The following is a 26,174-nucleotide window of genomic DNA, read 5'->3' as shown; positions in this document are numbered from 1 at the left end:
TAGCCCTGCCGGCCCTCGGGCTTTGCGCAAGCGGTCGTCCCCATCATTCTTCCCCATTTGCTGGGAAGCATGCCTGTTAGCCGCTATTCTGGAACACAGACGTGTGAGTCGTTAATTTGCGGGACAACCGAATGACGCAGCAGTTCGACCTCTTTGTTTCGGACGAGGCAACTTCCAAAAAGGCGGGCGGTGGACCGGCGGTCAAGCGGGCATCGCTGACCGAGGACGATATGGTCCGCCACCTTCAGGCCACGGGTCGCTATCGCCTGTTGCAGCGGCTTGTGCCGCGCGCTGTGGTGCCTGTTGCGCGTCCCGGCTTCCCCCTGCATGGCGTCATTCTCGATACCGAAACCACAGGGCTCAACCATCGCAAGGATGAGATCATCGAGATCGGCCTGATCGCCTTTACCTTCGATGAGAAGGGAAACCTGGGAGACGTGACTGGCGTTTTCGGCGGCTTGCGCCAGCCGTCCAATCCGATCCCTGCGGAAATCACTCGTCTTACCGGCATCACCAACGAGATGGTCGCGGGAAAGACGATCGACCTCGACGAAGTGCGGACGCTGATGGAAAAGGCGGACCTTGTCATCGCCCACAATGCCGGCTTCGACCGTCCCTTCTGCGAGGCCTTCTCGCCCGTTTTTGCAGGAAAGGCATGGGCCTGTTCCGTCTCCGAGATCGATTGGTCTTCCCGCGGCTTCGAAGGCACCAAGCTCGGCTATCTGATCGGGCAGGCCGGTTACTTCCACGACGGCCACCGGGCGGTCGACGACTGTTTCGCTCTGCTCGAAGTCCTTGCCAAGGATAGCGGCTCCGGCAGCACGCCCTTTGCCGAACTCTACGAGGCGAGCCAGCGATCGCGCGTCCGCATTTTTGCGGAAAACAGCCCCTTCGACATGAAGGATCATCTGAAAGCTCGCGGCTACCGCTGGTCTGACGGAAGCGACGGCCGTCCGAAATCCTGGTGGGTCGAAGTCGCCGAAACCGCACTTGAAGACGAACTCGGCTACCTCCGCTCGGAGATCTATCGCTGGAAGGAAGCCGATCCGCCGATCAAGCGCTTGACCGCTTTCGACCGCTTCCGGGCCTGACACGCGAACGAGCCGCTGCGGCCGACAGGGCAAGCCCTTGGGTGACGTGGGTGTCGCTCGATTGAGACATCCTTTTCCCGCCGATCTTTGCATGACGCGGCAAACCTATCGTAGCGCAGGCGCGAGGCTGAGGCTGTCCTGCGCCGGACGCGGGCTGACGGCCCGCTACGCCCCGATTTGCCTGTCTTTCCACATCTGGCAAACAACGCCCGGTTTACCGTTAACCGCTGAATTCACGCACAAAAAGCGTGGACGCCCGACCGAATCCGACTATACGTGCGCAGACTTGACTTAGAAATTCAAGTTTTATGCTGTTGTTATAGTTGATGTTTCAATGTCGATGTTCGCAATGTCGTCCAGTTTTGAGAGTGCTCCCAAGCGTGGGATGACCCGCGATCGCCGACACTTTGTCTGGCAGCCAGTCTGCATGGGCGCAACCGAACGCGCCGTGACCGAAGGGCCCGTTACGCACCCGCTTTGCCGAAGCGAGCTGCTGCGCACGAGACCCGTCTGTCGGTCGAAATAGCCGCAACTGAACGCAATGTCCGGGGCTCGCCCTGCACCGTTGTTCAACGGGCAAGGCGCGTGCGTCGCGTTCTGAGCGGCGGCTGGGTTCGGCCGGCGACCGTGGCGGATACGGAATTCACCTTAATCGAAGTTACAGGGGTAAGAGAATGGCAAGGGGCAGGTTCAATTCGGTTTCGCGTCGGCGAGCCAAAGTCGTGCTGGCGGGCGTGTCGCTGCTGGCAATGTCCGCCGTGGCGGCGTCGGCCCAGGAGGCACGCAAGACCAACCGGGTCGAAAGCCCGGCCCAGGCTGAACGCAGTTCGGGCGGCGCGACGCAGCTGGCCCCCATCGTGGCCGTCGGGCAAGCGGGCGGTCAGCCGCCTGAGACCGGCACCATCGGCCAGCCGTCAGCTCCCTATGCGGGCGGTCAGATGGCGACCGGTGCGCGGCTTGGCGCGCTCGGCAACCGTCCTGTCAAGGAAACCCCGTTCAGCGTCACCAGCTACACGGATAAGCTGATCCGCGATCAGCAGGCGCGAACGGTCGCCGATGTCACCCTCAACGATCCCTCGGTACGCATGGATGCGCCGGCGTTCAGCGAGCGTGATTCGTTCTTCATTCGCGGCTTCTCGGTCACCAATCTGGATACGGCCTATGACGGCCTCTTCTACATCACCAACCCGCGCCGCAGCCCCCTTGAGGGTATCGAGCGCGTCGAGGTCCTGAAAGGCCCGAGCGCGCTGGTCAACGGCGGCGTCGGCCGCGTCGGCGGGACCATCAATCTGGTACCCAAGCGCGCCACCGACGAGCCGCTGACGCGACTGACGACCACCTATATGTCGGACTCGCAACTGTGGTCGCACCTCGATGTCGGTCGCCGTTTCGGGCCCGAGGGCGAATGGGGCGTCCGTTTCAACGGTTCCTATCGTGGCGGCGACACGGCGCTTGACCACAACGAAAACGAGATCGGCGTGCTGTCGCTCGGCCTTGACTATCGCGGCGATCGGGTGCGCGCCTCGCTCGATCTCAACCACTCCAAGCAGAACATCAATGCTCCGGCCTCGCTGTTCAATGCTGCAGCGCCAGGCATCAAGATCCCGGAAGCGCCGGACGGCCGGATCAACACGTCCAACCCGTTCGAATACCATGACAGCGAACACAACATGGTCGCTGGCCGCGTCGAGTTCGACGTGCTGGAGAACACCACTGTTTACGCCGCCGGCGGCATCAGCCGCTACCGCGAGGACTTCCTGAGCACGTCCTACACCATTCAAAATCCCAATGGCGATGCGCTGGCCGAGTTCGGCTACAATCCGCAGGAGATCCAGGGGGTCTCGGGTGAGGTTGGTCTCCGCTCGGAGTTCGATACCGGACCCGTCGGTCATCAGCTCAGCGTTTCTGTGAGCCGAGCGCTCAACGAGAACAACCGCGGCTACTTCCATCCGGGCAGGCTCGGCTTCAGAAGCTACATGACCAACATCTACAATCCGATCTATGTGCCGAGCGATTGGGTCAATACGGGCGGGCTTCCGCGCTCGAACGACCTGCATGCGTTTTCGGACCTGCTCGCGACCAGCGTCGCGATCTCCGATACGCTTTCCTTTGCCGAAGACCGTTTCCAGCTGACGGTCGGCGGGCGCTATCAGGAAATGCGAGTACGAGGGTACAATACGCGTCCCGGCGCCGTGCCGCTCGGTCAACAGACCTACTATTACGAGGAAGGCCGGTTCAGCCCTGCCGTCGCGGCACTCGTAAACGTCACCGACAGCTTCTCTGTCTACGGCAACTACGTGGAAGCCCTAACCGAGGGACCGACGCCGCCGTCCAACGCTCTGAACAGCAACCAGATATTCCCCCCTGTTGTCAGCAAGCAGAAGGAAATCGGCTTCAAATACGACCTCGGCGAAGTAATGCTCGGCGCAGCGCTGTTCGAGATCAGGCAGCCAAACGGTTTGACAACCGGCGGCGTCTTCGCCGTCGACGGCCTGCAGGTGAACCGTGGCATCGAGCTGTCAGCCTATGGCGAACCGGTTGACGGCGTTCGCTTGCTTGGTGGCATTACCTTCATGGACGCCAAGCTCGATAAGGCAGAGAACTCGAGAACAGGAGAGCGGTTCGATGGCAACCGTGTGCCCGGCGTCCCGACGACCGCGATCAGCCTCTATGGTGAATACGACACGCCGTGGGTCGAGGACCTGACGCTGACGGGCCGCCTCGTCTACACCGGCAGCACCTACTACGACCAGAGTAACACGCAGAAGGTCTCGGACTGGACGCGGGTCGATCTCGGTGCGCGTTACTCCTTCGAGCGTGAAAACGGTAAGCCCGTGGAAATCCGGGCGACCGTCCAGAACGTGTTCGACGAGAACTACTGGGCCTCGTCCGCCCGTGGCTTCCTTGCCGCCGGCGCGCCGCGCACCTTCTTGGTGTCGACCGCATTTGAATTCTGAGCCAGAGGAGCTTCAGTCACAAAAAGAAACGGCCGGCATTTCGCCGGCCGTTTCTCGTTTCGGGAGGCGTGCCGATCAGGCTTCCGGTGAATAACCGAAGACGACGGCCGGGTTTTCCGCGGTCTCGACCCAGACGCTCTTCGTCTGGGTATAGGCCATCAGCGCGTCACGGCCGGAGGAGCGGCCATAGCCGGAGCGGCCGAAGCCGCCGAAGGGCGACATGACGCTGATCGTCTTGTAGCCGTTGATCCAGAAGGTGCCGGCCCGCACCCTTGACGCGACCCGGTGTGCGCGGCCGACATCACGGGTCCAGACGGCGCCTGCCAGACCGTACGGGTTGTCGTTGGCGAGGGTGACCGCCTCGTCCTCGTCGTCGAAGACGGTGACGCCGACCACCGGGCCGAAGACCTCTTCGCGGGCGATCGTCATGTCCGGTTTGACGTTGTCGAGGATGGTCGGCGCGAAATAGAAGCCGCCGGAAGCTTGAAGAGAAGCCGGCTTGGCGCCGCCGGTTGCAAGCGTTGCACCTTCGGCAACGCCCTGGCGCACCATTTCCTCGATCTTCGCCCATTGCCGTGCATTGTTGATCGGGCCGATCTGCGTGCTGTCGAGATAGGGATCGCCGACGGGGATGCGCGCGGCAGCCTCGGCATAACGCTCGACGAACTGCTGGTGCACTGAGCGATGCACGAGCAGGCGCGAGCCGGCAACGCAGCTCTGGCCGGCGCCAGAGAAGATCGCCGATTGGGCGCCGACGATGGCGCGGTCGATATCGGCATCGGCAAAGACGATGTTGCCGGACTTGCCGCCGAGTTCGAGGATACAGGGCACGACGTTCTTCGCAGCCGCTGCCGCAATGGCCGAACCGGCAAGCGCCGAGCCGACGAAGACGACGAGTGCCGTTTTCGGGTGGGCGACCATCGCCTGGCCCGCCGTTACGCCCTGGCCGGCGATGACGTTGACGAGGCCGCGGGGCGCGCCGCCCGCCTCGCAGAGCGCACCGAGCACGAGCGTGCTGAGCGGCGTCAGTTCCGACGGCTTGATGACGACGCCGTTACCGGCGCAGATCGCAGGCGCAATCTGCCATCCGCCGGTAAAGAGCGGCGCGTTCCAAGGGGTGATCTGGGCGACGACGCCAACCGGCTCATTGCGGGTATAGTTCAGATGCGAGGTCGGGACCGGGATGACCTCGCCGTGCAGCTTGTCGCACCAGCCGGCATAATATTCGAACATCTCGGCGACCCGGACCGCCTCGCCACGGATGTCGCGGATCGGCCGGCCGGCCGAGCGGCTTTCGAGCTCGGCAATCTCGCCGGCGCGCTCGCGGATCTTGCGGGCGATCTCGTTCATCACCCGGCCGCGCGCCGAAGCGGTCATCGAGATCCATTCGCGCTGGGCGCGCGCTGCCGCCTGCATGGCGGCGTCGACGACATCAGCGCCGGCGTCCTTGAAGGTGGCGAAGATTTCGCCGGTCGCCGGATCGGTGAGCGCCTGCTCGTCGCCGGAACCGGGCACCAGCGTGCCGTCGACATAGCTGCCGATCTCGGTGCCGGGAATGATACCGTGGAACAGCGCCCGGATGCGCTCGGCCTTGGCGGGCATGGTCATGTCGTTCATCGTCGTTCCCTTCAAGTCTCAGTTGTCGTTGGCCACCGGGCGGAAGGCGCCCATGCGGGTGAAGTCCTCGGCGTTGTCGAGCGGGCTCTCGGCCCAGAGCTTGGCGACCGCGCCCGAGAGCGGCAGATCGGCGCCGGTGCGGGCCGCAAGCTCGCTGGCAAGCCGCACGTCCTTGCGCATCAGGCCCATGGTGAAGCCGCTGTCGAAGCGGCCGTTCATCACCCAGGTCGGGAAATGCACCTCGCTGATCATCGACTTGCCGGAGGCGGCGTTGAGCACCTTCAGCGCCTCGTCCGCATCGAGCCCGGCGGCAAGCGCCAGCTTCAGCCCTTCGCCTGTCGTTACCATATGGGCGGCGGCGAGCAGGTTGTTGACGAGCTTGGCGACGTTGCCGGCGCCGCTCGGGCCGACATGGAGGGCCTTGGCCGACGTCGCGTCGATGACCGGGTCGGCAAGGGCGACGTCCTGATCGCTGCCGCCGATCATCATCGTCAGCTTGCCGCTTGCAGCACCTGCCGGACCGCCGGAGACCGGCGCGTCGATGAAGCCGTGGCCGAGGCCGGCAAGGGCTGCGGCGAGATCACGCGAGACATCCGGCTCGGACGTCGAGGTGTCGATGATGACGACGCGGCGGCCGACCGCCTTCAGCGCTTCGAGATTGGCCTCGACGACGGCTGCCACGTCCTTGGCGGTCGGCAGCGAGAAGACGATGAAGTTGGTGTCGAAGAAGACGTCAGTCAGAGCCTCTACCGGGGTCACCCCGCCTTCGGCGGCAAGCGTGCGCCGGGCCTCGGAGAGGTCGAAGCCCTTGACGGCAAAACCTTTGCCGGCGAGCGTCGTCGCCATGCCGAGCCCCATGGCGCCCAAACCCACCACGCCCACTGTCGTTCGTTCCGCCGTCATGATCCGCTTACCCTCGTATGATCAGAATGATCCGGCGAAGGTGGCATGCGGGCTGGCGAGCGGGTAGACGGCGCGCCTGGTACAATGCGTTGCTGGCGTGGCAACGTCTGCTCGACCGCCGGTGATGGGACAGGCGAGCGTTAGCGGCGCGCGGTTTTCATGGAGCCGAGGACGGTCTTCTAAGTCTGGAAGGACTGCATTTCGCGCGCGAGATGCTGGCCGAGTTTTTCGACCGACAGCGGCAGGCGGCGGTGCGCCCGCACCATCAGATGCGCGCTCGCCTCGCTCAGCAGCGGATCGGCGAGGTCGATCGCCTGCATGGATCCGCGCGTAATTTCCACGGTTACGGACGTGCGCGGCAGGAAGGTGACGCCAAGGCTTGCTGCAACGAAGCGGCGGAGCACCTCGATCGAATGGGTTTCGAGCAACGGCGCCAGCGCCAGCCCCGCATCCGCCGCCACCCGCGCCACCAGTTGTGTCACGCCATTGCCCTTGCCGAGCAGCGCGCACGGGAAGGCGAGGCAATCGGCAAGTTTCAGGTCGCTGCGCTCGGACAGGGGATGGCCTGCCGGCACGATGACGCAGAGCGGCTGGCGCGCAATCGCCAGCGCCCGGATGCGCGGTTCGGTCAGGGGATTGTAGGCGATGCCGATGTCGGCGTCGCTGTTGGCGATGGCGTCGACGACGTCTTCGGTGCTGCCGAGTTCGACGATGTAGCGCACATAGGAATGTGCCTTTGAGAACGACGAGAGCCCGTGCTCCACCAGGTCGGCCATGAAACCTTCGCCGCAGCGAATGCGGATGCGGGTCTGCTGCACGCCGCGGATCTGGTCGAGCTGCTCGGCAAGCAGCCCGTTGTCCTCGAGCACGCGTTTGCCGTGTTCGAGCACCAGTTCACCGGCGTCGGTCAGGACCGTGCCGCGGGCGGTGCGCTCGAAGAGGGACAGGCCGATGTCGCGTTCAGTGTCGGCGATCTGGCGGCTGACGACCGATGGCGCCAGCCCCATATGCTCCGCAGCGCCCCGGATCGAACCGATGCGCGCAACCGCCATAAAGATCCTGAGCGCCTTCGCGTCGAGTACGTCCATGGCGGTCATGGATGCGACGGAATCCCTTCGGGGTCAACGACCAAGCGAGGTCGCGATCAGCCGTGTCCAGAGGTTTACGCCCTGGCCGATGATCGCATCGTTAAAATCGTAGTGCGGCGAGTGCAGGCCGGGATTGGCGCCGTCGCGTCTTGCGCCCAGCCAGAGATAGCAGCCGGGACGTTCGTCGAGCATGAAGGCGAAGTCCTCGGCCGCCATGCTTGGTGGCGCGTCGATGACCGTCAAGGCCGGGTCTGCCGCGGCGACCGAGCGTGCGAGCGCGGCGGCTGCGGGATCGTTGATCGTCGCCGGATAGCGGCGCTGATAATCGAGCTCGGCCGTGCAGCCGAGCCCTTCGGCAAGGGCCGAAACGAGCGTGCGCATCCGGTTTTCGAGCGTGTCACCGACCGCCTTGTCGAACCAGCGCGTGGTGCCGCGGATCACGGCTTTTTCCGGGATCACGTTCCAAGCGTCGCCGCCGTGGATCTGCGTGACCGAGACGACGGCCGCTTCGAGTGGCGAGACGTTACGGCTGGCAATCGTCTGCAAGGCCGTGACGATCTGGGCGCTAGCGACGAGCGGGTCAGCACCCTCATGCGGCATCGCCCCATGGGCGCCGCGACCGGTGATGGTGATTTCGAAGACCCCGAAGGCGGCCATCATCGCGTCGTCGCGGGCAACCACCGAGCCGACGTCGAGCGCCGGCCAGTTGTGCAGCGCATAGACGGCATCGGCCGGGAAATCACGGAAGAGGCCATCGGCGACCATGACACGGGCGCCGCCCTCGGCCTCTTCGGCCGGCTGGAAGATGAAATGCACGGTGCCGTCGAAGTCCATCTCGCTCGCCTGCCGGGCGGCGGCCAGCAGCATGGCGACGTGGCCGTCGTGGCCGCAGGCGTGCATCTTGCCCGTCGTCTTCGAGGCGTAGGCAGCACCGCTCGTCTCGATGATCGGCAGCGCGTCCATGTCGGCGCGAATGGCGATCGATCGGTTCGATGTGCCACGCCTGAGCGTGCCGACAAGCCCGGTGCCGCCATAACCGTCCTTCACGGCAATGCCCCATTCGGCAAGCCGGCCGGCGATGAAGGCCGCGGTCTGGCGTTCCTCGAAGGCAAGCTCGGGATGGGCATGCAGGTGATGACGCCAGCGCATCGTTTCCTCGATGCGCTCGGGGCTGATGTCGTGGCGTGTCATGGCGTGCGTCCTGTCGTTTGAGGGGATGGCCGGCCGCAGAGCGGCCGACCTGTTTCTCTTACACAATTCCGGACGGAAAACCGCTTCCTGGAATTGCGTGCCGCGTTACTGGCCGAGGCGCAGGAAGAGATCGGCGACGACGACCGAGCCCATATAGGTGCCGACCATCACGCAGATCGCGACGATGACGATCTTCCAACCCGAGCGGCGGGCGATCGCGAACTCGTTCGCCGTCAAGGCAAGGCCGCCATACGCAAGCGCCGGGGTCGCCAATGCGAGGAAGTTGAGGTGCTCGACCTGTTCGCTGACCCAGGCAGCGCCCGGTACGCCCGGGATGGTGATGAGGATCGCGATCAGCGAAACCCAGGCGACGCTTGGCAGGTAGAAGGGCACGAAGCGGGCGAGCGCCAGGCCGACGATGCAGGCGGCATATAGCGTCGCCATGCCCGGCAGCGCGGTGAGCGGCGACGTTCCGGTGCCGACCCAGTTGGCGACAAGGCCGATCGCACAGGCGATAATCAGCAGGCCGGCATGGCCGATCACGTCGAGCTTGCGTTCGTCCTCGGGGTTCAGCGGGAGATCGTCGGCGTAGTTGGCGGAGGTGTTCTGGTTGGTCATGGTTCTCTCTCCCGATCAGGCTGCGGTGCGACGCTCGGACGGGCGCGCCTTGTTGTAGAGCCACTCCGTCAACGGCAGCGCCACGAACATGCCGACATAGAGGCCGGTGGCATAGGTCAGGATGTTGCTGGCGGCGGCGAGCGCGAGAATGATGTCCTTCTGGTCCGGCACCGCCGCGACAAGACCGCCGGTGCAGGCCGCCAGCATCGAGCCGGAGCCGACGCCGCAGGACATGGCGAGCGCACGCACGTCGAAGATGCCGAGGCCGTGGACGATCGGCGGCATGATGGCGAAGACGAAGGTGCCGATCAGCGTGCCGGTGGCATAAACGCCCATGGCGCCGGCACCTTCCGGCGAGTTGAGGCCGTATTTGTCGGCGATCAGTGCGATGTTCGGCTCGCGGTCGATCGAATAGGTGGCGCCGACGGCTTCACGGCCCATCTTGAGAAGGAACACTGCGACCGGGAAGGCGACGATGATCGTGCCGAGATTGCCGAGCTCCTGCAGAACCAGCGCCGGGCCGGCCTCGATGATCTGCGAAATCTGCGGGCCGACCGTCGTTCCGAACTTGGCGATGAACGGCATGATGGCAACGGTGATCATCGCGCCGGAAAGCTTGACCGCATCGCGCGACAGGAACTTGCCGGTCGCCTTGAAAATGGCCGGATTGAAGGCGATGCCGAGCGCGAAGGCGTAAAGGATCGGCAGGAAGATGACGGTGCCGATACCGATCGGCAGACGCTGAATGCCGATCAGCTCGGAGACGATGACGATCGCCAGCACAAAGATATGCAAATAGAGCGCGCCCGAGGCGGCTCCGGTTTTCCCGGTCATGATGTTCTCCTCTGGTTGGGAGCCAGTTGTTGTTCTTTGCCCAGCGTTCAGAGTAGGCGGTGAGGGCAAATTGCGGCTAGCCGGCCGGCAAGCAACGAAGTGTTGCGATTTGAGCAACGGGCGGGCCGCTGTTCGGGCGGCCATCGGGATCAATCCCGCAGCGCCTTCATGTCATGGCGTCATTCCTGCAGTTCATTCCAGTTGGCGCAACGACGAATCGTCGCCGCCTCTGGCTTTGCTGTCGCACAGCGGGGAGGGGGAGCCAAGCGCTATTGGCTTCTCTCGGTGAGACAATTGCCGAAGTCTATTCTGCCCGCGCCCGACGCTTTCCATTATCTCCTTGATCCTCCCGGCGGCGGAAAACGAAACCGCACAAAATTCCCTGAAAATGCCCATTGAAATCGATTACATTTTCTGGCTTCATGGTTTTCGCAAGATTTGGGAGGATCTGATGAAGAAATTTATCGCCGCAGCGCTTGGCGCTGTCGCAACCATTGCCATTTCCGCTTCTTTCGCCAATGCCGAGACTTTCAAGATCGGCCTGTCCAACGGCTGGGTCGGCAGCGAATGGCGCACGCAGATGATCGACGAGGCCAAGGAGGCCGCGGCGAAGTGGAAGGAGAAGGGCGTCGACGTCGAAGTCTCCGTCCAGAGCGCCAATGTCGATGTACCCGGGCAGATCGCGCATGTGCGCAACTTCATCGCCGAAGGCGTTAACGCCATCATCATCAACCCCAACAGCCCGACGGCCTTCGATCCGATCTTCGCACAGGCGAAGGAAGCCGGCATCCTGGTGATCGCGACGGACGCTGAGGTTTCCTCGCCGGATGCGACCTATGTCGGCATCGACCAGACGGCCTGGGGCGCTGCCGGCGCCAAGTGGCTGGCTGACACGCTCGGCGGCAAGGGCAAGGTGGTCGCCATCAACGGCGTCGCCGGTCATCCGGCCAATGAAATGCGCGTCGCCGGCTACAAGAGTGTCTTCAAGGATTATCCGGATCTGCAGGTGGTCAACGAGGTCAACGCCAACTGGGATCAGGCCCAGGGCCAGCAGGCGATGCAGAACATCCTTGCAACCTATCCTGATATCAACGGCGTCGTTGTTCAGGACGGCATGGCGGCCGGCGCCTGGAAGTCGATCATGGATGCGGGCAAGACCAGCCAGATCGCCGCAACCGGCGAAATCCGCAAGGACTTCATCGACCTCTGGGTCAAGGACAAGCTGAATTCCGGCGCGACCGTCAACCCGCCGGGCGTCATGGGAAGCGCGCTCAACGTTGCGGTGCTGATGCTGCAGGGCAAGGAACTGAAGGAGCCGGCAACGGCTGGCCAGTACAAGAACGCCATGTATCTGCCGATCCCGTTCATCGACAGCAAGAACCTTGGCGACGCCGCCAAGCAACTCGACGGCAAGCCGGGCTACTACTCCTACACCAACGCGCTTTCGATCGACGACGCCACGGCGTTGTTCAAGTAAGTTCGGGTTTCGCCGGGCGGCTCTTGTCTTGAGCCGCCCGGCGACCGATGCCGCAGATGGCCGCCGACCAAGGCCGATCGGGCGTGAAAGATCGCTGCAGTGGAGCCGGTGCCGAGCGCGAGCATCCCTGAAGATGCGGCAAGCAACCAAATGGACGACAGCCGATGTCGAAACTGAGACTGAACGGCGTGAGCAAGGCTTACGGCGCAACGCTGGCGCTACGCCGCGGCGACCTTGAGATCGCTGCCGGCGAAGTGCATGTGCTGATGGGCTCGAACGGCTCCGGCAAGAGCACGCTGTGCAAGATCATCGCCGGCAGCGTCCGGCCGGATGGCGGCCAGATCCTGATCAACGACAAGCGCGTGACGATCTCCGGGCCGCAAGCCGCACGCGCCGCCGGCATCGGCATTTTCTACCAGGAACTCAGCCTCGCCAGCCACCGGTCGGTCGAGGAAAACATCTGCCTTTCCGCCCTGCCGGTGAAGGCCGGCCTCTTCATCGACCGGGCGGCAATGAAGGCGCGCGCGGCGCGCTACATCGCCTTGTTCTCGGAGGTCTCCGGCGAAGGTTTCCACGCGGAGGCCCTGGTCGGCAATCTCCGGGCGGACCAGCGGCAACTGGTGGAGATCATGAAGGCGCTCGCCAGCGAAGCGCCGATCCTGATCTTCGACGAGCCGACCTCCGCACTTGACCGCGCCCAGGTCGATCGCTTCTTCGAGATCCTGCGCGATCTCAAAGGCCAGGGTCGCGGCATCATATTCATCTCGCACCGCATGGACGAAATCACCGCGATCGGCGATCGCGTGACGATCATCCGCGACGGCGAGACCATCGAGACGTTGAAACTCTCCGAGACCGACCCGGCAACGGTCATCCGGCTGATGGTCGGCGGCGCCAGCGACATGCCGGCTGCAAGGTCATCGGCGCCGGCGGTGGTGGAAACTGGCGCGCAGACGGCGATCTCCGTTCGCAGCCTCTCGGGCAAAGGCTTTCGCGATGTCAGTTTCGAAGTGGCGAAGGGTGAGATCCTCGGCCTCGGCGGGTTGCACGGCCAGGGGCAGTCTACGCTGCTGCGGGCGATCTTCGGCGCAGGCACCGTCTTATCGGGTGAGGTGACGATCGGCGGCGAACGCTATGGTGCCAAAAGCCCGCGCGACGCCATCCGCCGCGGCTGCGCCTATGTCTCCGGCGACCGCGGTCGCGACGGCGTCATCAGCGGCCGTCCGATCATCGAGAACGTCACGCCGATCCATTATCTTCGCGACCGGCTGATGCTCGCGCGGCCCTCGAGCCTCAAGAACAAGGTGATGCCGGCGCTCGAAGCGATGCACACCAAGTTTGCGAGCCTCTTCCATCCGATCAATTCGCTTTCCGGCGGCAACCAGCAGAAGGTGATCATCGCCCGATGGCTGATCGATCGGCCCGACGTGCTGCTGCTCGACGACCCGACCAAGGGCATCGACCTCCAGGCCAAGGCCGATCTCTTTGCGCTCATTCGCCAGCTTGCGGCCGAAGGCCTCGGCATCCTGCTCTATTCGTCCGAGGACGCCGAGCTGCTCGGCAACGCCAACCGTATCCTCGTCTTCAACGGCGGCTCGGTGACACGCGAGCTGATCGGCGACGATCGCACCCGCTACAATCTCTACCAGGCTGCATACGAGGCCGCATGATGACATCGACCGCGACAGACATTTCCTCTCCAAGGAGCGGTGGGCTGCGCTCCTGGCTCGAGCGCTACCCCTTCCTGCCGGCACTGGTCATCCTCATCGTGCTGCTGGCGCTGAACGGCCTCTTTTCACCCAACAGCCTGAGCTACCGCTCGCTGACGGGTCTGCTCAGCACCTATATGGCGCTGATCATGCTGGCGATCGCGCAGACATATGTCGTCTCCGCCGGCGATATCGATCTTTCCGCCGGCGCGACGCTGTCGCTGGTCAATGTCGCGATCGTCGTCCTGATGGAGCGCTGGGGCGGCGGCGCCGGTGCCGTGCTGCTCGCACTTGCGCTCGGCGTCCTCATCGGACTTGCCTGCGGGCTGGTCAACGGACTGGTCGTCGCAGCACTTCGGCTGCAGGCGATCGTCGCCACGTTTGCGACCAGCATCTTCTTCACCGGGCTGGCGCTTTATGTCATGCCCGTTGCCGGTACGCCGGCGCCGGCACTGTTCTGGCGCACCTATGGCGGCCGGCTCTTGGGCCTGCCCTTCGTCTTCTACGTGCTCGCGGCGCTGGCTGTCCTGCTTTACTTCCTGTCGCGCACGCGCATCGTCACCGAACTGCTGGCCGTCGGTGACGACCAGCAGGCCGCCTATCAGACCGGGCTTCCGGTCGTCGCCGTCCGCATCAAGGGCTACCTTCTGTGCGGGCTGTTCTCGGCGCTTGCCGCTTTTTGCCTGACGGGCGATACGGCGAGCGGCGATCCGCTGGTCGGCGGCAAGATGACGCTCTACAGCGTCGCCGCCGTCGTGCTTGGCGGCAGTGCGCTTGCCGGCGGCTGGACGACGGTGGTCGGCTCTCTGCTCGGCGCCCTGACGATCGGCCTCGTCAATTCGCTGGTCTTCTTCATGGGCACGCCGTCGGAATGGCAGAACTTCGTCCAGGGCCTCGCCATTCTGATCGTCTTGATGGCCGGCGTGCTCGCCGGTCGGAGGGCACGCGCATGAGCTGGGTTACGTCGTTCTTCAAACAGCCGTTGGTCGTGGCGCTCATCCTCATCGTCGCGCTGCTCTATCTTGGCCAAAGCCTGTCGCCGGGTTTTGCCTCGGCCGATCAGATCCTGCGGCTCTTGATCGTCGCCTCGCTGCTCGGCATCGTCGCCGCCGGGCAAAACGTCGTCATTCTCGGCGGCCGCGAGGGCATCGACCTCTCCGTCGGCGGCGTCGTGTCGCTCTCGGCGATCATCGCCGGCAATGTCATGAACGGTGCCGATGGCGGCATCCTGCCGGCGGTGCTTGCTTGTCTTGCGGCCGGCGCCTTCTTCGGCCTTTTGAACGGCCTCGGCGTCACGCTTCTGCGCATCCCGCCGCTGGTGATGACACTCGGCATGCTGGGCGTGCTGCAGGGCCTGCTGGTGGTCATCCGCCAGGGCATCCCTTCGGGCCGCGCCGCGCCCGGCCTCTCCGCCTTCGTGACCCAGCCGCTGGCGCTCGGCATTCCCGGCATCATCTGGCTCTGGATCGCGATCGGCCTGTTCATGGCCTTCATGCTGAACCGCACCGTCTTCGGTCATCGGATCTACGCGATCGGCTCCAATGAACACGCGGCCTATATGGCCGGCGTGCCGGTTCGGCTCATGCGCATCGGCCTTTTCATGATCTCGGGCATGTTCGCCGCGATCGCCGGGCTCTGCCTGCTCGGTTATTCCGGCTCGTCCTTCGCCAATGTCGGCGAGCAATACATGCTGTCGTCGATCATCGCCGTCGTCTTCGGCGGCACGTCGCTTGCCGGCGGCAAGGGCGGTTACACCGGGACCATGGCTGGCGCGCTGCTGCTTGTCATCCTCCAGGGCATCCTGACGACGGTGAACATCGACGAGTCCGGCCGTCAGATGGTGTTCGGCGCGACGCTGCTGCTGCTGATGCTGTTCTACGGCCGCGGGAGGGCGATGCGCGCATGAGCGAGCGGCCGAAGATCAAGGATATCGCAGAACGCGCCGGAGTCTCGGTCGCGACCGTCTCGCGGGCACTGAGCGGCTCGTCGCTGGTGACGGACGAGACACGCCAGCGCATCAACGCGCTGGCGCGCGAGCTCAACTACCGCCCGAATGTCAGCGCCCGCAACTTGCGAACGCGCCGGTCGATGTCGGTACTGCTTGTCGTGCGCGACGTCGGCAACCCCTTCTACCTCGAGATCCTGAAGGGCGTGGAGGCGACGGCGCGCGAGGCCGGTTACGCCGTCCTCATGGGCAACACCGAGAACGACCCGGACCGCGAGGTCGAGTATTTCAACATGCTGCGCGACGGCCATGCCGACGGCATGATCCTGATGACCGGCAAGCTGCCGCCGCCTGAGCCGGGCGAAAGCGCCGATCTCTCGCATCTGCCTGTCGTTATCGCGCTCGAAATGATCGAGGGGTCCGGCTTCCCGCATGTGCAGATCGACAACGTCGCCGCCGCTGAGGCTGCGGTCGACCATCTGATCGCGCTCGGCCATCGCCGCATCGCCCATATCGCTGGTCCCCTGCCGGAGGTCATGGCGCTCCGCCGCCGCGACGGCTATAGGGCCGCCATGAAAGCGGCCGGCCTTGCGGTCCCCGAGGGGTACGAGGTGCGCGGCGACTACCTGCTCGAAAGCGGCGAGGCCTGCGCCTCGGACCTTTTCGCCCTGCCGGAGCCGCCGACCGCGATTTTCGCCGCCAACGACGAGATGGCCTACGGCGCAATCCATGCGCTACGGCGGCTTGGCCGCGACGTGCCCGGAGACGTCTCGGTCGTCGGCTTCGACGATCTCTATCTCAGCAAGGCCTTCTATCCGCCGCTGACGACCGTCAGCCAGCCGCGCGCCGACATCGGTCGCACGGCGATGTCGCAGCTTCTCAACGTCCTCTCGGATGGTGACGTCGCCGCAGAGCCGGCCATCGTCCTGCCGACCACGCTCAACATCCGTGGCAGCACCGCGCCGCCACGTAAATAGCCGGAGGTGGGACGAGGAAAGCCGCGTGCGGTTTTCCGCCCGCACCCCGCCGTTACCAAAATCGATCAATGGGAGAAGAGAATGACACAGCTACCGAAGCAGACGCTGCGCGTGGGTTTCGTCGGATCGGGCTTCATCGCCCATTTCCATCTGAAATCGATGATCGGCGTGCGTAATGTCGAGGTCACCGGCGTCTTCAGCCGCAAGGCCGAGAACCGCGAGAAATTTGCAAATGAGGTCGAGGCGCTTGGTCTCGGCAGCTGCCGCACGCATGAAAGCCTGGAAGCGCTGCTGACCGCCGATGACGTCGACGCGGTCTGGATCCTTTCGCCCAACTACACCCGCATCGACGTCATGCGTTCGCTGCACAAGGCCGTCAAGGACGGCCGCAGCAAGGTCTTCGCCGTTGCCTGCGAAAAGCCGCTTGCCCGCACGGTTGCCGAAGCCCGCGAGATGCTGTCGCTGGCCGAGGATGCCGGCCTCAACCACGGTTATCTGGAAAACCAGGTTTTCTGCACGCCGGTGCTGCGTGGCAAGGAAATCATCTGGCGGCGCGCGGCGTCGACCACCGGGCGCCCCTATCTGGCGCGCGCGGCCGAGGAACATTCCGGCCCGCACGAACCCTGGTTCTGGCAGGGCGACAAGCAGGGCGGCGGCGTGCTTTCGGACATGATGTGCCACAGCGTCGAGGTCGCGCGCTACCTGCTGACGGCGCCCGGTGCGCCGCGCAATTCGCTGAAGATCAAGGCGGTAAACGGCACCGTCGCCAACCTCAAATGGACGCGTCCCCACTATGCCGAACAACTGCGCAATCGCTTCGGCAACGAGGTCGATTATCGCAACCGGCCGTCCGAGGATTTTGCCCGCGCCACGGTGACGCTCGAAGACCAGGACGGCAACGAGCTGATGATCGAGGCGACCACCTCCTGGGCCTATGTCGGCGCCGGCTTGCGCATCCAGCTCGAATTGCTCGGACCGGAATATGCGCTCGAATACAATTCGCTCTCCACCGGCCTGAAGATCTTCATGTCGCGCGAGGTCAAGGGCTCGGAGGGCGAGGACCTCGTCGAAAAGCAGAATGCCGAGCAGGGCCTGATGCCGGTGCTCGAGGACGAGGCCGGCGTCTACGGCTATACCGACGAAAACCGCCACATGGTCGAGTGCTTCCGCAAGGGCGAAAAGCCGCTCGAAACCTTCGAGGACGGCCTTGCTGTCGTCGAGATGCTGATGGGGCTTTACCGGTCGGCAGAAATCAACGCGACGCTCAACTTCCCGGCGCCGGAGCTCGAACATTACGTGCCGGTCGTCGCGCGCCGGGGTGCCTGACGACTGAAGTTCAGGCCCGCGTGGTCGAGGCCGTGACGCCGAGTTTGCGGAGCAATTGGGCGGCGGAGGTAATGACCGTCTTCGCCGCCCCGCCCGCAACGAGGGCGGTCGGCGTAGACGCCTGCGGGTAGAGGCCCCCATAATTATACGCTTTCCTCCATGATCCCGGTTGACGGGGATCAATGTCGCCGGGTGCGCATTTGCCTAGGCTGACTCAGTTCTTAAGTCCGGTCGCGAGGAGGAAACGCGATGACATACAAGACAATTCTCGCCGTGGTCGGCGTCGATCATTCTGCAGACGATCTGCGTGCCGCGGCACAGGTCTGCGCTTCGGCAAACGCTCACCTCTCCCTGTTGATCGTCAAGCTCGCCGCTTCTCCGCCGATCGGCGATTTTGCCGCCGCCATCTCGATTGACTGGCTGAACGAACGTCAGCGCGAGGTCGACAAGCTCGAATCCTGCGTGGCAAGCGCAACCGACGTTCTCACCCGGGAAGGCATCTCGTTCAGCGTCGAAACGAAATACACCGAGGCTGCCTGGGCCGATGACGAGATCGGCGAGCGCGCACGCTATGCCGACCTGACGCTCGTGGGCGACGGCCTGATGCTGGACCCGGAGCTACGGTCGCGCACCATCGACGGGACGCTGTTCAACTCCGCGCGACCGGTCCTCGTCCTGCCCAAGGGCAAGCCCGCGCGGCTTGATCCGAAGACGGTGGTGCTTGCCTGGAACTCCCGGCTGGAAGCGGCCCGTGCGGTGCGCGAAGCGCTCGACCTGCTGAAGGGCGCCAAGATCGTCCACGTGACGATGGTCGACCCGCGTTCCGCCTACGGCAAGAACGGCGAGGAACCCGGTGCCGATATCGCCGGCTACCTTGCCCGGCATGGCGTTTCGGTTTCCGTCGAGCGGCTGCCGAGCGGCGGGCATCGGGTCGATGAAGTGATCAATCGCTTCGCTTCCGACGTGGCCGCCGATCTGATCGTCATGGGCGCCTATGGCCACTCCAGAATGCGTGAACGCGTCTTCGGCGGCGTCACCCGCTCGATGCTCGAAAACGCAGTGGTACCCGTGCTGATGGCCCATTGACAGGCACGGCCGAGCGCGCAGCCATCTGACTGCGCGCCGACGGTCATCAACCCACAGTGGCTGCCCGCCCGGTCACCTCATCGATCTCGATTTCGAAGAAGAGATGCGGCGAGGCGCCGGTAATTGCCTGATCGCCGGGCTTCAGACCGCCCGGTTCCCACCAGTTCACGCGCTGTTCGAGAAGCGACCAGGCGTTCATGCGCTCGCGATGCCATTGATTCGTATCCGGCAGTTCCTGATAGCGGCCGTAGATGACGACGCTTCGCCAGTCCTTCCGGTCCGTTGCCGTGTCCATTTGAATGCAGACGCGGGGAGTGGCCCGCATCCAGTCGATCTTCTGCCCGGGCATCGAAAAGCCGTAGAGCCTGTTGGCGGCAAAAGCATATTGGATGGGCACGACATAGGGCTGGCCATCCCGGACGCACCCGAGGCGGGCGATGTGGTTCTCGGCGACGAGGTCGATGCATTCCTGCCGCGACATTTCCCTGATCAACATGAAACTCTCCTTTTGAAAGAGGTCATCTGGCACCAGTCTCTGCCTGTCAGGAGAACAGGCATTGATCTCGCGCAATTCGGGCTTTCGGGCCTCCAGCGCCGAAAATTGTCGGGCACGAGCGGAATAAACCGCCCGACACCCCGTTTGCCCTCCCACGAAATCAGCCCGGTGGCTTTCGTGCGGCGCGGTTGCCGCGCGAGCCTGGGCCAGCAAAAAGGGAGCGTAGCTATGACCATCAGCCCGGTGATCGCTTCGGAAAAAGACCTCGTCACCCTGAACGCGGCGGTAGCCGAACGCATTGACGGCCATATGCCGGTGAGCCAGGTGCGCCTGCTCGTCGGCGCAATGCTCGTCGCCTTTGCCGCCGTCCTGATCTTTCTCGCGGCTGACGGCCTGGCGCTGCCGATGCGCCTTTCGCTGATGGTGTTTGCGACGACGCTGATCTGCTGGACGATCTTCGACCTGCCGGAAACGCCGGTGGCGCTTGCCGGGGCGGCGGCTTTGGCCGTGACCGGCGCCGTCGGCGAAAAGGCGGTTTATGCCGCGCTTGGCAACGACATTGTCTGGCTGATGATGGCGGCATCGGTGATTGCGGCGGTGCTGCAGGCATCCGGTCTCGTTGAGCGGCTCGCCTTCCGGCTGCTTGCCCGTTTCCGCGACGTCAGCCGGCTGTTCTGGGTGGTGACGCTGACGATCTTCGTGACTGCCTTCGTCATCCCCTCGACCTCGGCACGGGCGGCGATCTTCATGCCCGTCTTTCTGGGGCTCGCCTCGACCATCGGCCGTCCGGGCATCACCCGTGCGCTGGCGCTCCTGTTCCCGTCGGTGATCCTGCTTTCGGCGGCCGCCTCGCTGACCGGCGCTGGCGCCCATCTCGTCGCCGTCGATTTCATTCGCCGCAGCGGCGGCGAAGCGCCGGGCTTCCTCGGCTGGGCCTTGCTTGCAGCGCCCTTCGCGCTGCTGACGAGCCTCTTTGCCTGCGGCCTGATCCTGCGCTTCTTCCTCGACGATGCCGACCGGAACTGGCGCCTCGACCTGCCGGCCGCGCCTACGGAGAAACGTCCGTTTTCGGCGCGCGACAAGGCAATCCTTGCCGTGACCGCTGCGATCGTCGCAGCACTCGCGACCTCGGACCTGCACGGCATCGCGCTGCCGGTGGTGGCACTCGTCGGGGCTCTTGTCCTCGCGTCGGAAAAGATCTCCGGCATGCCGTTCCGCAAGGCGCTGAAAGGTGTTGAGTGGAACCTGCTTCTGTTCCTCGCCGGCACGCTCGTAATCGGCGAAGCGCTGCTGTCGACCGGCACGGCGACGGAACTTGCCGATCGCCTGATCGGTGCCTTCGGCCAGATCGGCAAGCCGCCGGCGTGGCTGGTCGTGCTTCTCGCAATCGCGGTCGCGACCTTTGCCCATATCGTCCTTGCCTCGCGAACGGCTCGCGCGACGGTGCTCATTCCGGCCGTTGCGCTGCCGCTGGCGGGCTTCGGGGTCAGCCCCGCCAGCCTCATCATGGTCACAGCCATAGGTAGTGGCTTCTGCCAGACGCTGATGGTTTCGGCGAAGCCCGTAGCGCTGTTCGGAGGTATGGAACCACCCGCTTTCAGCCCTTCCGATCTCCTGCGCCTGGCCTTGATGCTGGCGCTCCCGTTCATCGCGTTGCTTGCCTTGTTCGCGCTTGTGATCTGGCCTGCAGTGGGGTTGGAAACATGACGATAAGCATCTGATATAATATAATTTTAAGAGCCGAAGCGTCTGTCGCTTCGGCTCTTTTCTTTTTCTTCCCGCAAAAGAAAGAATTCTGCATTTCGGCCGGAATAAACGTGGCGAGCCGCCGTTTCTCCCTTGCATCCGCATTGTCACAAAAGTGCAAGGAGATTGTCACATGTCACTTACCATTCTGGTTGCACCGTCCGGTTTCAAGGAAAGCCTGTCGGCGGAAGAAGCTGCCGACTGCATCGAGAAGGGCGTGCTGCGCGCCTGCCCGAGCGCCGAAGTCCTCAAGGTGCCCATGGTCGACGGCGGCGAAGGTTTCACCAAGGCGCTCGTCGCTATCACCGGCGGCAGCCTGCACGAACTGACCGTGACCGGCCCGCTCGGCGAACCCGTCGCCTCGCATTTCGGTTTCCTCGGCGGGCAGTCCGAACGCACGGCCGTCATCGAAATGGCCGCGGCCGCCGGTTTGCGACTGGTCCCGCGCGATCGCCGCAACCCCTGCCTCACCACCAGCTACGGCGTCGGTGAGTTGATCCGGGCGGCCCTCGACGCCGGTGCCCGCCGTATCCTGCTTGGCTGCGGCGACAGCGGCATCAACGATGGCGGCGCCGGCATGGCGGCAGCCTTGGGCGTGCAGCTGGTCGACCGGGAGGGCAATCCACTTGCGCCCGGCGGGGCGGCGCTCGCGTCGCTGGCGCGCATCGACATTTCGGGCCGCGATCCGCGTCTTGCCGAGGTTCGCATCGATGCGGCCGTCAACTGGCACAATGTGCTGCTCGGCGAGCGCGGCGTCGCCCGCGTCTTCGGACCGCAGAAGGGCGCGACGCCGGAGCAGGTGGAACTGCTCGCGGCCGCGATGGAGACCTATGCCGCAGCCATCGAGACGGCAACCGGCATCGCGGTCGGCGACGCACCGGGCGCGGGCGCGTCCGGTGGTCTCGGGGCGGCGGTCATGGGGCTGCTCGGCGGCGCGCTGCATCCGCGCTACGACATCGTGATGCGCTATCTCGATCTCGACAGCATGATCGCCAGGGCCGATCTGGTGATCACCGCCGAAGGCAGCCTCGACGGGCAGACGCCGTTCGGCAAGGTGCCGGCCGAGGTCGGGCACAGGGCCAAGGAGGCGGGCCGTCCCGTGATCGCTCTCGCCGGTACGATCGGCAAGGGCGTGACCCTCAATTTCGAGCACGGCATCGACGCTTTCGCCTCGATCCTGAAGGCGCCCTGCACCCTCGACGATGCCATCAACGCCGCGCCGAAACTGCTCGTGCGCGCCGCGGAAGACGCCGTGCGCATGGTGCGCGTCGGCATGCTGCTCAACGAACGCGGACTGGCTGCCTGATTGACGCATCTACCGGTCTGGCGGGATGGTGGCGTTACCGCCTCCCGCCGGAGCCGCGCGGCGCTACCGTCATGCGATCGCCAAGGTTGTCCTCTCAGTCTTCGTAAACGCAGGACGGATCACGAGGACCAAACGTAAAATGTCAAATGGATGGGAGGAGTCGGCGGCTGCCTGGATTTCCGGGCTGGGCGCCGAGGGGGATTTTGCGCGGCGCTTCGTCCTCGATGCGCCCATGCTCGAAATGGCGCGGCAAAGCGGGGCAAGGGCTGTCCTCGATGTCGGGTGCGGCGAGGGGCGGTTCTGCCGGCTGCTTTCGGCGGAGGGGCTGAGCACCGTCGGCATCGATCCCGCCGGGTCGCTCGTTAGTCAGGCGAGGCGTCTGCATCCCGATGGTGACTATCGCATCGCACAGGCCGAAGGACTGCCTTTCGCGGAGAAGACTTTCGATCTGGTCGTTGCCTATCTCAGCCTCATCGACATCGCCGATCTGGATGCGGCGGTTGGCGAGATGAACCGGGTTCTCCGCCCGGGCGGTCATCTGCTGATCGCGAACCTGACCAGCTTTTACAGCGCCAGCAACCCGACCGGCTGGCGCGATGGCGGCGATGGCAAGCGCAGTTTCATGATCGACCACTACATGGATGAACGGTCCGATTGGATCGGCTGGGGCGATCTTCGGGTCATGAACTGGCACCGGCCGCTCAGCACCTACATGTCGCTGTTGCTGGGAGCGGGCCTGCAGTTGCGCTATTTCGACGAACCATTGCCGCGTGGCGGCGAACCGGAACAAAGGGACCTCTTTAGAAGGGTCCCCTCGTTCCTGGTCATGGATTGGCAAAAGCCGTAGTTCAGTGCTGCCCGCTCGACGCTGCTACGAGCGGCAGAGCTCGCGGGCATTGAGAACGCCCCAGCCGAACACGGGATCCTTGCCCGGCGCGCCGAGGTCCTGCGCCGTCTCCGTGACGAGCTTTGCGATTTCTTCCGCCGGCAGGTTTGGATGCGATGCCCTGAGAATGGCGGAGGCAGTCGTGACGAAAGGGGCGGCAAAGGATGTGCCGGTCTTGGGCGCTGCTCCCTCGATCGACGCAGCCGTCCAGACACTCGTGCCGAGTGCTGCGACATCGATATGGTCGCCGCGCCCGGCGCGGCGATAGGGCTTGAAGTTGCGGTCGACGGCGGTGACCGCGATCATCGCCGGATAGGCGGCAGGATAGACGGGTTTAGCCCGCGGGCCGTCATTACCTGCCGCCGCCACCTGGATGATGTTTCGCTCGGCTACGAGCGCGACGGTCTTTTCGAGCAGCAGATTGTGTGGCCCGGAGAGGCTCATATTGATGACCGTGACCTTGCGCGAGGCCAGCAGATCGATGGCGCGTACCAGATCGTAGGTCTCGGCGATATCCGTCTCGCCGCCCTTACGCTGGAAGGCGTCGACGGCGATCAGGTGGGCATTGCCGAGCAGGCCCGGCGCGCGACTGTCCTTCCGCCCGGCAATGAGAGCTGCGACCGCAGTCCCGTGCTGGCGGCCGGATTCCGGTGCCTCTTCCTCCGCCAGCCTGACGATGTCGAGCCTGACGCCTTTCAGTGAGGGATGGGCGGGGTTGATCGCCGTGTCGATCAGCCCGATCGGGCCGGCAGCCGGGCACGCGGCGCCGGCGTCGGGCCAGCCGATGGCGGTGCGAACGAGCGCGCAACCGCCGTCGGCACAGGGAGCCGGTGAGGCGGTGCCTTCGTTCGGCTCGAAATAGTGGTTGAGATCGGCGATTGCTCCGGGCGTCGCATCCGCGACCTGCCGGCGGGCATCCTCGAGCGTCATGCCGCGGGGGGCGCCGAACTTGACGATCTCTGTCGTCGAAAGCCCGAGCGGCTCTCGTGCACGCACTGTGAAGCCGCTTTCCGCAAGGCGCTGGATAGCGGCATCGTTGAGACCGAGCGCGATGATTTCACCGGGAACATGGGTTGCCCGGCGCGCTGCCGGACGCTGGCGCACGACGCGGCGCTCCGACGTTCCGCGGAAGAGATCGAGCAGATTGCCGCCTCCCCGCCAGGTGTTGCTTGAGTCGCGATCGCCTGAGCCGCGGGACGAACCGCCACCGCCACCATCGTCATCGTCGTCGTCCGCCTGGGCCTGACTGATTGAGGCAAAGCGAACGGTTGAATTGCCATCGTTACTACCGCCAAAGGAGAGATCCCCAGCACCGGTTGCCAGGCCGCACAACGACAGGACGGTCAGTCGAAACAGGCGTTTTTTCAAGGTTTTCTCCTTGTGTAGCGGCATCCGAAAACGAAAGCTTACCGTGAACGGACGGACCATAAGTGGTGACTTTCGGGTGTAGTTCCCATAACGCTCAACGCATGAATGGACAAATTATTCCACCGGTGACGAAGGGTAGCGCCAAAAGGAACGCCCGATGACGGATCCGACCATCGTCTTCGGCGAGCGCCTGGTCGCGTTTCTGCCGAACCTGCGCCGCTTTGCCATTTCGCTTTGCCGGTCGCGCGACGTGGCCGACGATCTGGTGCAGGCGGCCTGCGAAAAGGCGCTTGCTGGTTCGGACCGCTTCGAGGAAGGCACGCGCTTTGACGCCTGGATGTTCCGCATCCTGCGCAACCTCTGGATCGACCAGCTGCGCCGGCAGAAGACCGCCGGCCCGACGGAGGAGATCGAGGCGCAGGCCGAACTCGCCGTTCCTTCGGGCGAGGCCGGGAGCGAGGCGCGCATGGCGCTGAAGAGCGTGGCGGCTGCGATCGACGGCCTGGTGCTCGAACAGCGCGAGGTACTGATCCTCACCTGCGTCGAGGAGCTTTCCTACAAGGAGGCAGCCGAGGTTCTCGGCATTCCGATCGGAACCGTCATGAGCAGGCTCGCCCGGGCGCGTAAAAATCTTGCGGAGGCAACGGGAATAGAACCGCCGGTCGCGCGTTCACAGGACATGAGAGGCGGGACAAGATGAGCGACACGGAATTCAGCGATGAAATCTTGATGGCGTTCGCCGACGGCGAACTCGACGAGGAGACGATGCGCCGTGTCGAGGCGGCGCTGGAAACGGACGACGAATTGATGGCGCGCGTAGCGATGTTCATGGAAACACGCGCTGCCGCAAGCGAGGCGCTGAAGCCGGTGCTCGACGAGCCGGTGCCGGACGAACTGGTCGCTAAGGTGCGGGCCATGGCGGCGGCCGCAGGCGACGCAGCGCGCGCGGCGGACGCACCGGCTGCAGCCGGCGATAATGTCGTGGCCTTCCGGCGCCCTGCGGATCAGCCGGCGTCGCCGAATGGTAGCCCCTCGCGGTTTCTGATGGCGATGGCAGCGTCGCTGCTGGTGGTCGTCGGCGGCGCTGGCGGCTACCTGCTTCGCGGCGGTGGGCTGGCGGATCCAGGCGGGGTGCCGGGCGCGATGCAGGTGGCCGGCACTGTCGGCCCGGCGCTCTCCGCCATCCTCGACAAGGCGGCTTCGGGAGACGAAGTCGCCGTTGGTGAAGGGCAGGGGACGGTCCGGCTGGTATCGGCATTCGAGCTCGGTTCGGGGCAGCTCTGCCGCGAATACGAACTCGCCCAGCCCGGTGAGCCCGGTCTGGTGTCGGTCGCCTGCCGCAAGGCGTCGACCTGGCAGACGCGGCTCGCCGTCGCCAAGCCGGAAGGCGGAGACGGCTACGCGCCGGCCTCGTCACTTGAGACCGTCGATGCCTTCCTGACCTCGATCGGCGCCGGGCAGCCGCTCGATGCGGACGCCGAGAAGAAGGCGCTCTCCGGCAGGAAATAGACCGTGAATTCCAACGTCCGTCGGGCAATCGCTGCGCGCTTCCG

At 64.6% G+C, this 26,174-nt stretch carries 22 protein-coding genes; 14 read left to right on the top strand and 8 right to left on the bottom strand.

What is annotated here, in order from left to right; all coding sequences use genetic code 11:
- The first annotated feature begins 131 nt into the window (after window positions 1-131).
- Together ASE71_RS00580 and ASE71_RS00575 are read left to right on the top strand one after the other, a co-directional pair.
- A complete protein-coding gene (locus tag ASE71_RS00580) occupies window positions 132-1,091 on the top strand; it encodes a 3'-5' exonuclease (protein WP_060521975.1) in 960 nt (319 codons plus the stop codon).
- Between the two features lie 674 nt (window positions 1,092-1,765).
- Window positions 1,766-4,048 carry a TonB-dependent receptor gene (locus ASE71_RS00575; RefSeq protein ID WP_413814623.1) on the top strand — a complete coding sequence of 761 codons (2,283 nt, stop codon included), beginning with the start codon at window positions 1,766-1,768 and terminating at the stop codon, window positions 4,046-4,048.
- A gap of 75 nt (window positions 4,049-4,123) precedes the next feature.
- On the opposite strand, the gene ASE71_RS00570 is transcribed toward ASE71_RS00575, so the two are convergent.
- From ASE71_RS00570 to ASE71_RS00545, 6 genes are all read right to left on the bottom strand, one after another.
- On the bottom strand, window positions 4,124-5,665 hold the full coding sequence (locus ASE71_RS00570; protein ID WP_060521976.1) for an aldehyde dehydrogenase family protein: 1,542 nt from the start codon (window positions 5,663-5,665) through the stop codon (window positions 4,124-4,126).
- Between the two features lie 18 nt (window positions 5,666-5,683).
- A complete protein-coding gene (locus ASE71_RS00565) occupies window positions 5,684-6,568 on the bottom strand; it encodes an NAD(P)-dependent oxidoreductase (RefSeq protein WP_060521977.1) in 885 nt (294 codons plus the stop codon).
- Window positions 6,569-6,747: 179 nt separating this feature from the next.
- Entirely contained in the window at window positions 6,748-7,665 is a 918-nt protein-coding gene (locus ASE71_RS00560) for a LysR family transcriptional regulator (RefSeq protein WP_244496968.1), read from the bottom strand.
- Window positions 7,666-7,689: 24 nt separating this feature from the next.
- On the bottom strand, window positions 7,690-8,847 hold the full coding sequence (locus tag ASE71_RS00555) for a M20 aminoacylase family protein (protein ID WP_060521978.1): 1,158 nt from the start codon (window positions 8,845-8,847) through the stop codon (window positions 7,690-7,692).
- A 105-nt stretch (window positions 8,848-8,952) separates the two neighbouring features.
- On the bottom strand, window positions 8,953-9,465 hold the full coding sequence (locus tag ASE71_RS00550; protein ID WP_034805654.1) for a hypothetical protein: 513 nt from the start codon (window positions 9,463-9,465) through the stop codon (window positions 8,953-8,955).
- Window positions 9,466-9,480: 15 nt separating this feature from the next.
- Window positions 9,481-10,299, bottom strand: coding sequence for a DUF3100 domain-containing protein (locus ASE71_RS00545; RefSeq protein WP_060521979.1), 819 nt, complete (start codon window positions 10,297-10,299; stop codon window positions 9,481-9,483).
- A 451-nt stretch (window positions 10,300-10,750) separates the two neighbouring features.
- Here ASE71_RS00545 and ASE71_RS00540 point away from each other — a divergent pair, with 451 nt between their 5' ends.
- The 7 genes from ASE71_RS00540 (at window position 10,751) to ASE71_RS00510 (ending at window position 18,819) form a co-directional block, all read left to right on the top strand.
- Window positions 10,751-11,776: an ABC transporter substrate-binding protein gene (locus tag ASE71_RS00540; RefSeq protein WP_060522074.1), complete on the top strand. Its 1,026-nt coding sequence runs from the start codon at window positions 10,751-10,753 to the stop codon at window positions 11,774-11,776.
- A 164-nt stretch (window positions 11,777-11,940) separates the two neighbouring features.
- Window positions 11,941-13,446, top strand: a complete 1,506-nt coding sequence (locus ASE71_RS00535; RefSeq protein WP_060521980.1) for a sugar ABC transporter ATP-binding protein — start codon at window positions 11,941-11,943, stop codon at window positions 13,444-13,446.
- On the top strand, window positions 13,446-14,438 hold the full coding sequence (locus ASE71_RS00530) for an ABC transporter permease (RefSeq protein WP_034805955.1): 993 nt from the start codon (window positions 13,446-13,448) through the stop codon (window positions 14,436-14,438). The genes ASE71_RS00535 and ASE71_RS00530 overlap by 1 nt, the downstream gene beginning before the upstream one ends.
- A complete protein-coding gene (locus tag ASE71_RS00525) occupies window positions 14,435-15,391 on the top strand; it encodes an ABC transporter permease (RefSeq protein WP_060521981.1) in 957 nt (318 codons plus the stop codon). Before ASE71_RS00530 ends, ASE71_RS00525 begins: the two co-directional genes overlap by 4 nt.
- Window positions 15,388-16,407, top strand: coding sequence for a LacI family DNA-binding transcriptional regulator (locus ASE71_RS00520; protein ID WP_060521982.1), 1,020 nt, complete (start codon window positions 15,388-15,390; stop codon window positions 16,405-16,407). Before ASE71_RS00525 ends, ASE71_RS00520 begins: the two co-directional genes overlap by 4 nt.
- 81 nt (window positions 16,408-16,488) lie before the next feature.
- Window positions 16,489-17,733, top strand: coding sequence for a Gfo/Idh/MocA family protein (locus tag ASE71_RS00515; RefSeq protein ID WP_060521983.1), 1,245 nt, complete (start codon window positions 16,489-16,491; stop codon window positions 17,731-17,733).
- Between the two features lie 249 nt (window positions 17,734-17,982).
- Window positions 17,983-18,819 (top strand): universal stress protein, encoded by an 837-nt coding sequence (locus ASE71_RS00510; RefSeq protein ID WP_060521984.1) that lies wholly within the window; start codon window positions 17,983-17,985, stop codon window positions 18,817-18,819.
- A 46-nt stretch (window positions 18,820-18,865) separates the two neighbouring features.
- Here the strand turns inward: ASE71_RS00510 and ASE71_RS00505 are convergent, their stop codons facing one another.
- Window positions 18,866-19,315 carry a pyridoxamine 5'-phosphate oxidase family protein gene (locus ASE71_RS00505; RefSeq protein WP_060521985.1) on the bottom strand — a complete coding sequence of 150 codons (450 nt, stop codon included), beginning with the start codon at window positions 19,313-19,315 and terminating at the stop codon, window positions 18,866-18,868.
- Window positions 19,316-19,543: 228 nt separating this feature from the next.
- Between ASE71_RS00505 and ASE71_RS00500 the strand changes: the two genes are divergently transcribed.
- The 3 genes from ASE71_RS00500 to ASE71_RS00490 all read left to right on the top strand — a co-directional run bounded on the left by ASE71_RS00500 (window position 19,544) and on the right by ASE71_RS00490 (window position 23,214).
- The gene (locus ASE71_RS00500) at window positions 19,544-21,022 is read left to right on the top strand and encodes an SLC13 family permease (RefSeq protein ID WP_244496969.1); all 1,479 of its coding nucleotides are present in this window, start codon (window positions 19,544-19,546) and stop codon (window positions 21,020-21,022) included.
- 172 nt (window positions 21,023-21,194) lie between these two features.
- Window positions 21,195-22,367 (top strand): glycerate kinase, encoded by a 1,173-nt coding sequence (locus ASE71_RS00495; RefSeq protein WP_060521986.1) that lies wholly within the window; start codon window positions 21,195-21,197, stop codon window positions 22,365-22,367.
- A gap of 25 nt (window positions 22,368-22,392) precedes the next feature.
- Window positions 22,393-23,214: a class I SAM-dependent methyltransferase gene (locus ASE71_RS00490; protein ID WP_320410574.1), complete on the top strand. Its 822-nt coding sequence runs from the start codon at window positions 22,393-22,395 to the stop codon at window positions 23,212-23,214.
- A gap of 24 nt (window positions 23,215-23,238) precedes the next feature.
- On the opposite strand, the gene ASE71_RS00485 is transcribed toward ASE71_RS00490, so the two are convergent.
- On the bottom strand, window positions 23,239-24,621 hold the full coding sequence (locus ASE71_RS00485) for a S8 family serine peptidase (protein WP_244496970.1): 1,383 nt from the start codon (window positions 24,619-24,621) through the stop codon (window positions 23,239-23,241).
- A 157-nt stretch (window positions 24,622-24,778) separates the two neighbouring features.
- Here ASE71_RS00485 and ASE71_RS00480 point away from each other — a divergent pair, with 157 nt between their 5' ends.
- Together ASE71_RS00480 and ASE71_RS00475 are read left to right on the top strand one after the other, a co-directional pair.
- A complete protein-coding gene (locus ASE71_RS00480) occupies window positions 24,779-25,321 on the top strand; it encodes an RNA polymerase sigma factor (protein WP_034805673.1) in 543 nt (180 codons plus the stop codon).
- A complete protein-coding gene (locus ASE71_RS00475; RefSeq protein ID WP_060521988.1) occupies window positions 25,318-26,130 on the top strand; it encodes an anti-sigma factor family protein in 813 nt (270 codons plus the stop codon). The genes ASE71_RS00480 and ASE71_RS00475 overlap by 4 nt, the downstream gene beginning before the upstream one ends.
- The last annotated feature ends 44 nt before the right edge of the window (window positions 26,131-26,174 follow it).

This window comes from Ensifer sp. Root954 (assembly GCF_001429005.1).
In the GTDB taxonomy this organism is placed as follows: Bacteria; Pseudomonadota; Alphaproteobacteria; order Rhizobiales; family Rhizobiaceae; genus Ensifer; species Ensifer adhaerens.
The sequence above is the reverse complement of the archived record's forward strand: the minus strand, read 5'-3'. Positions and strand labels throughout refer to the sequence as shown.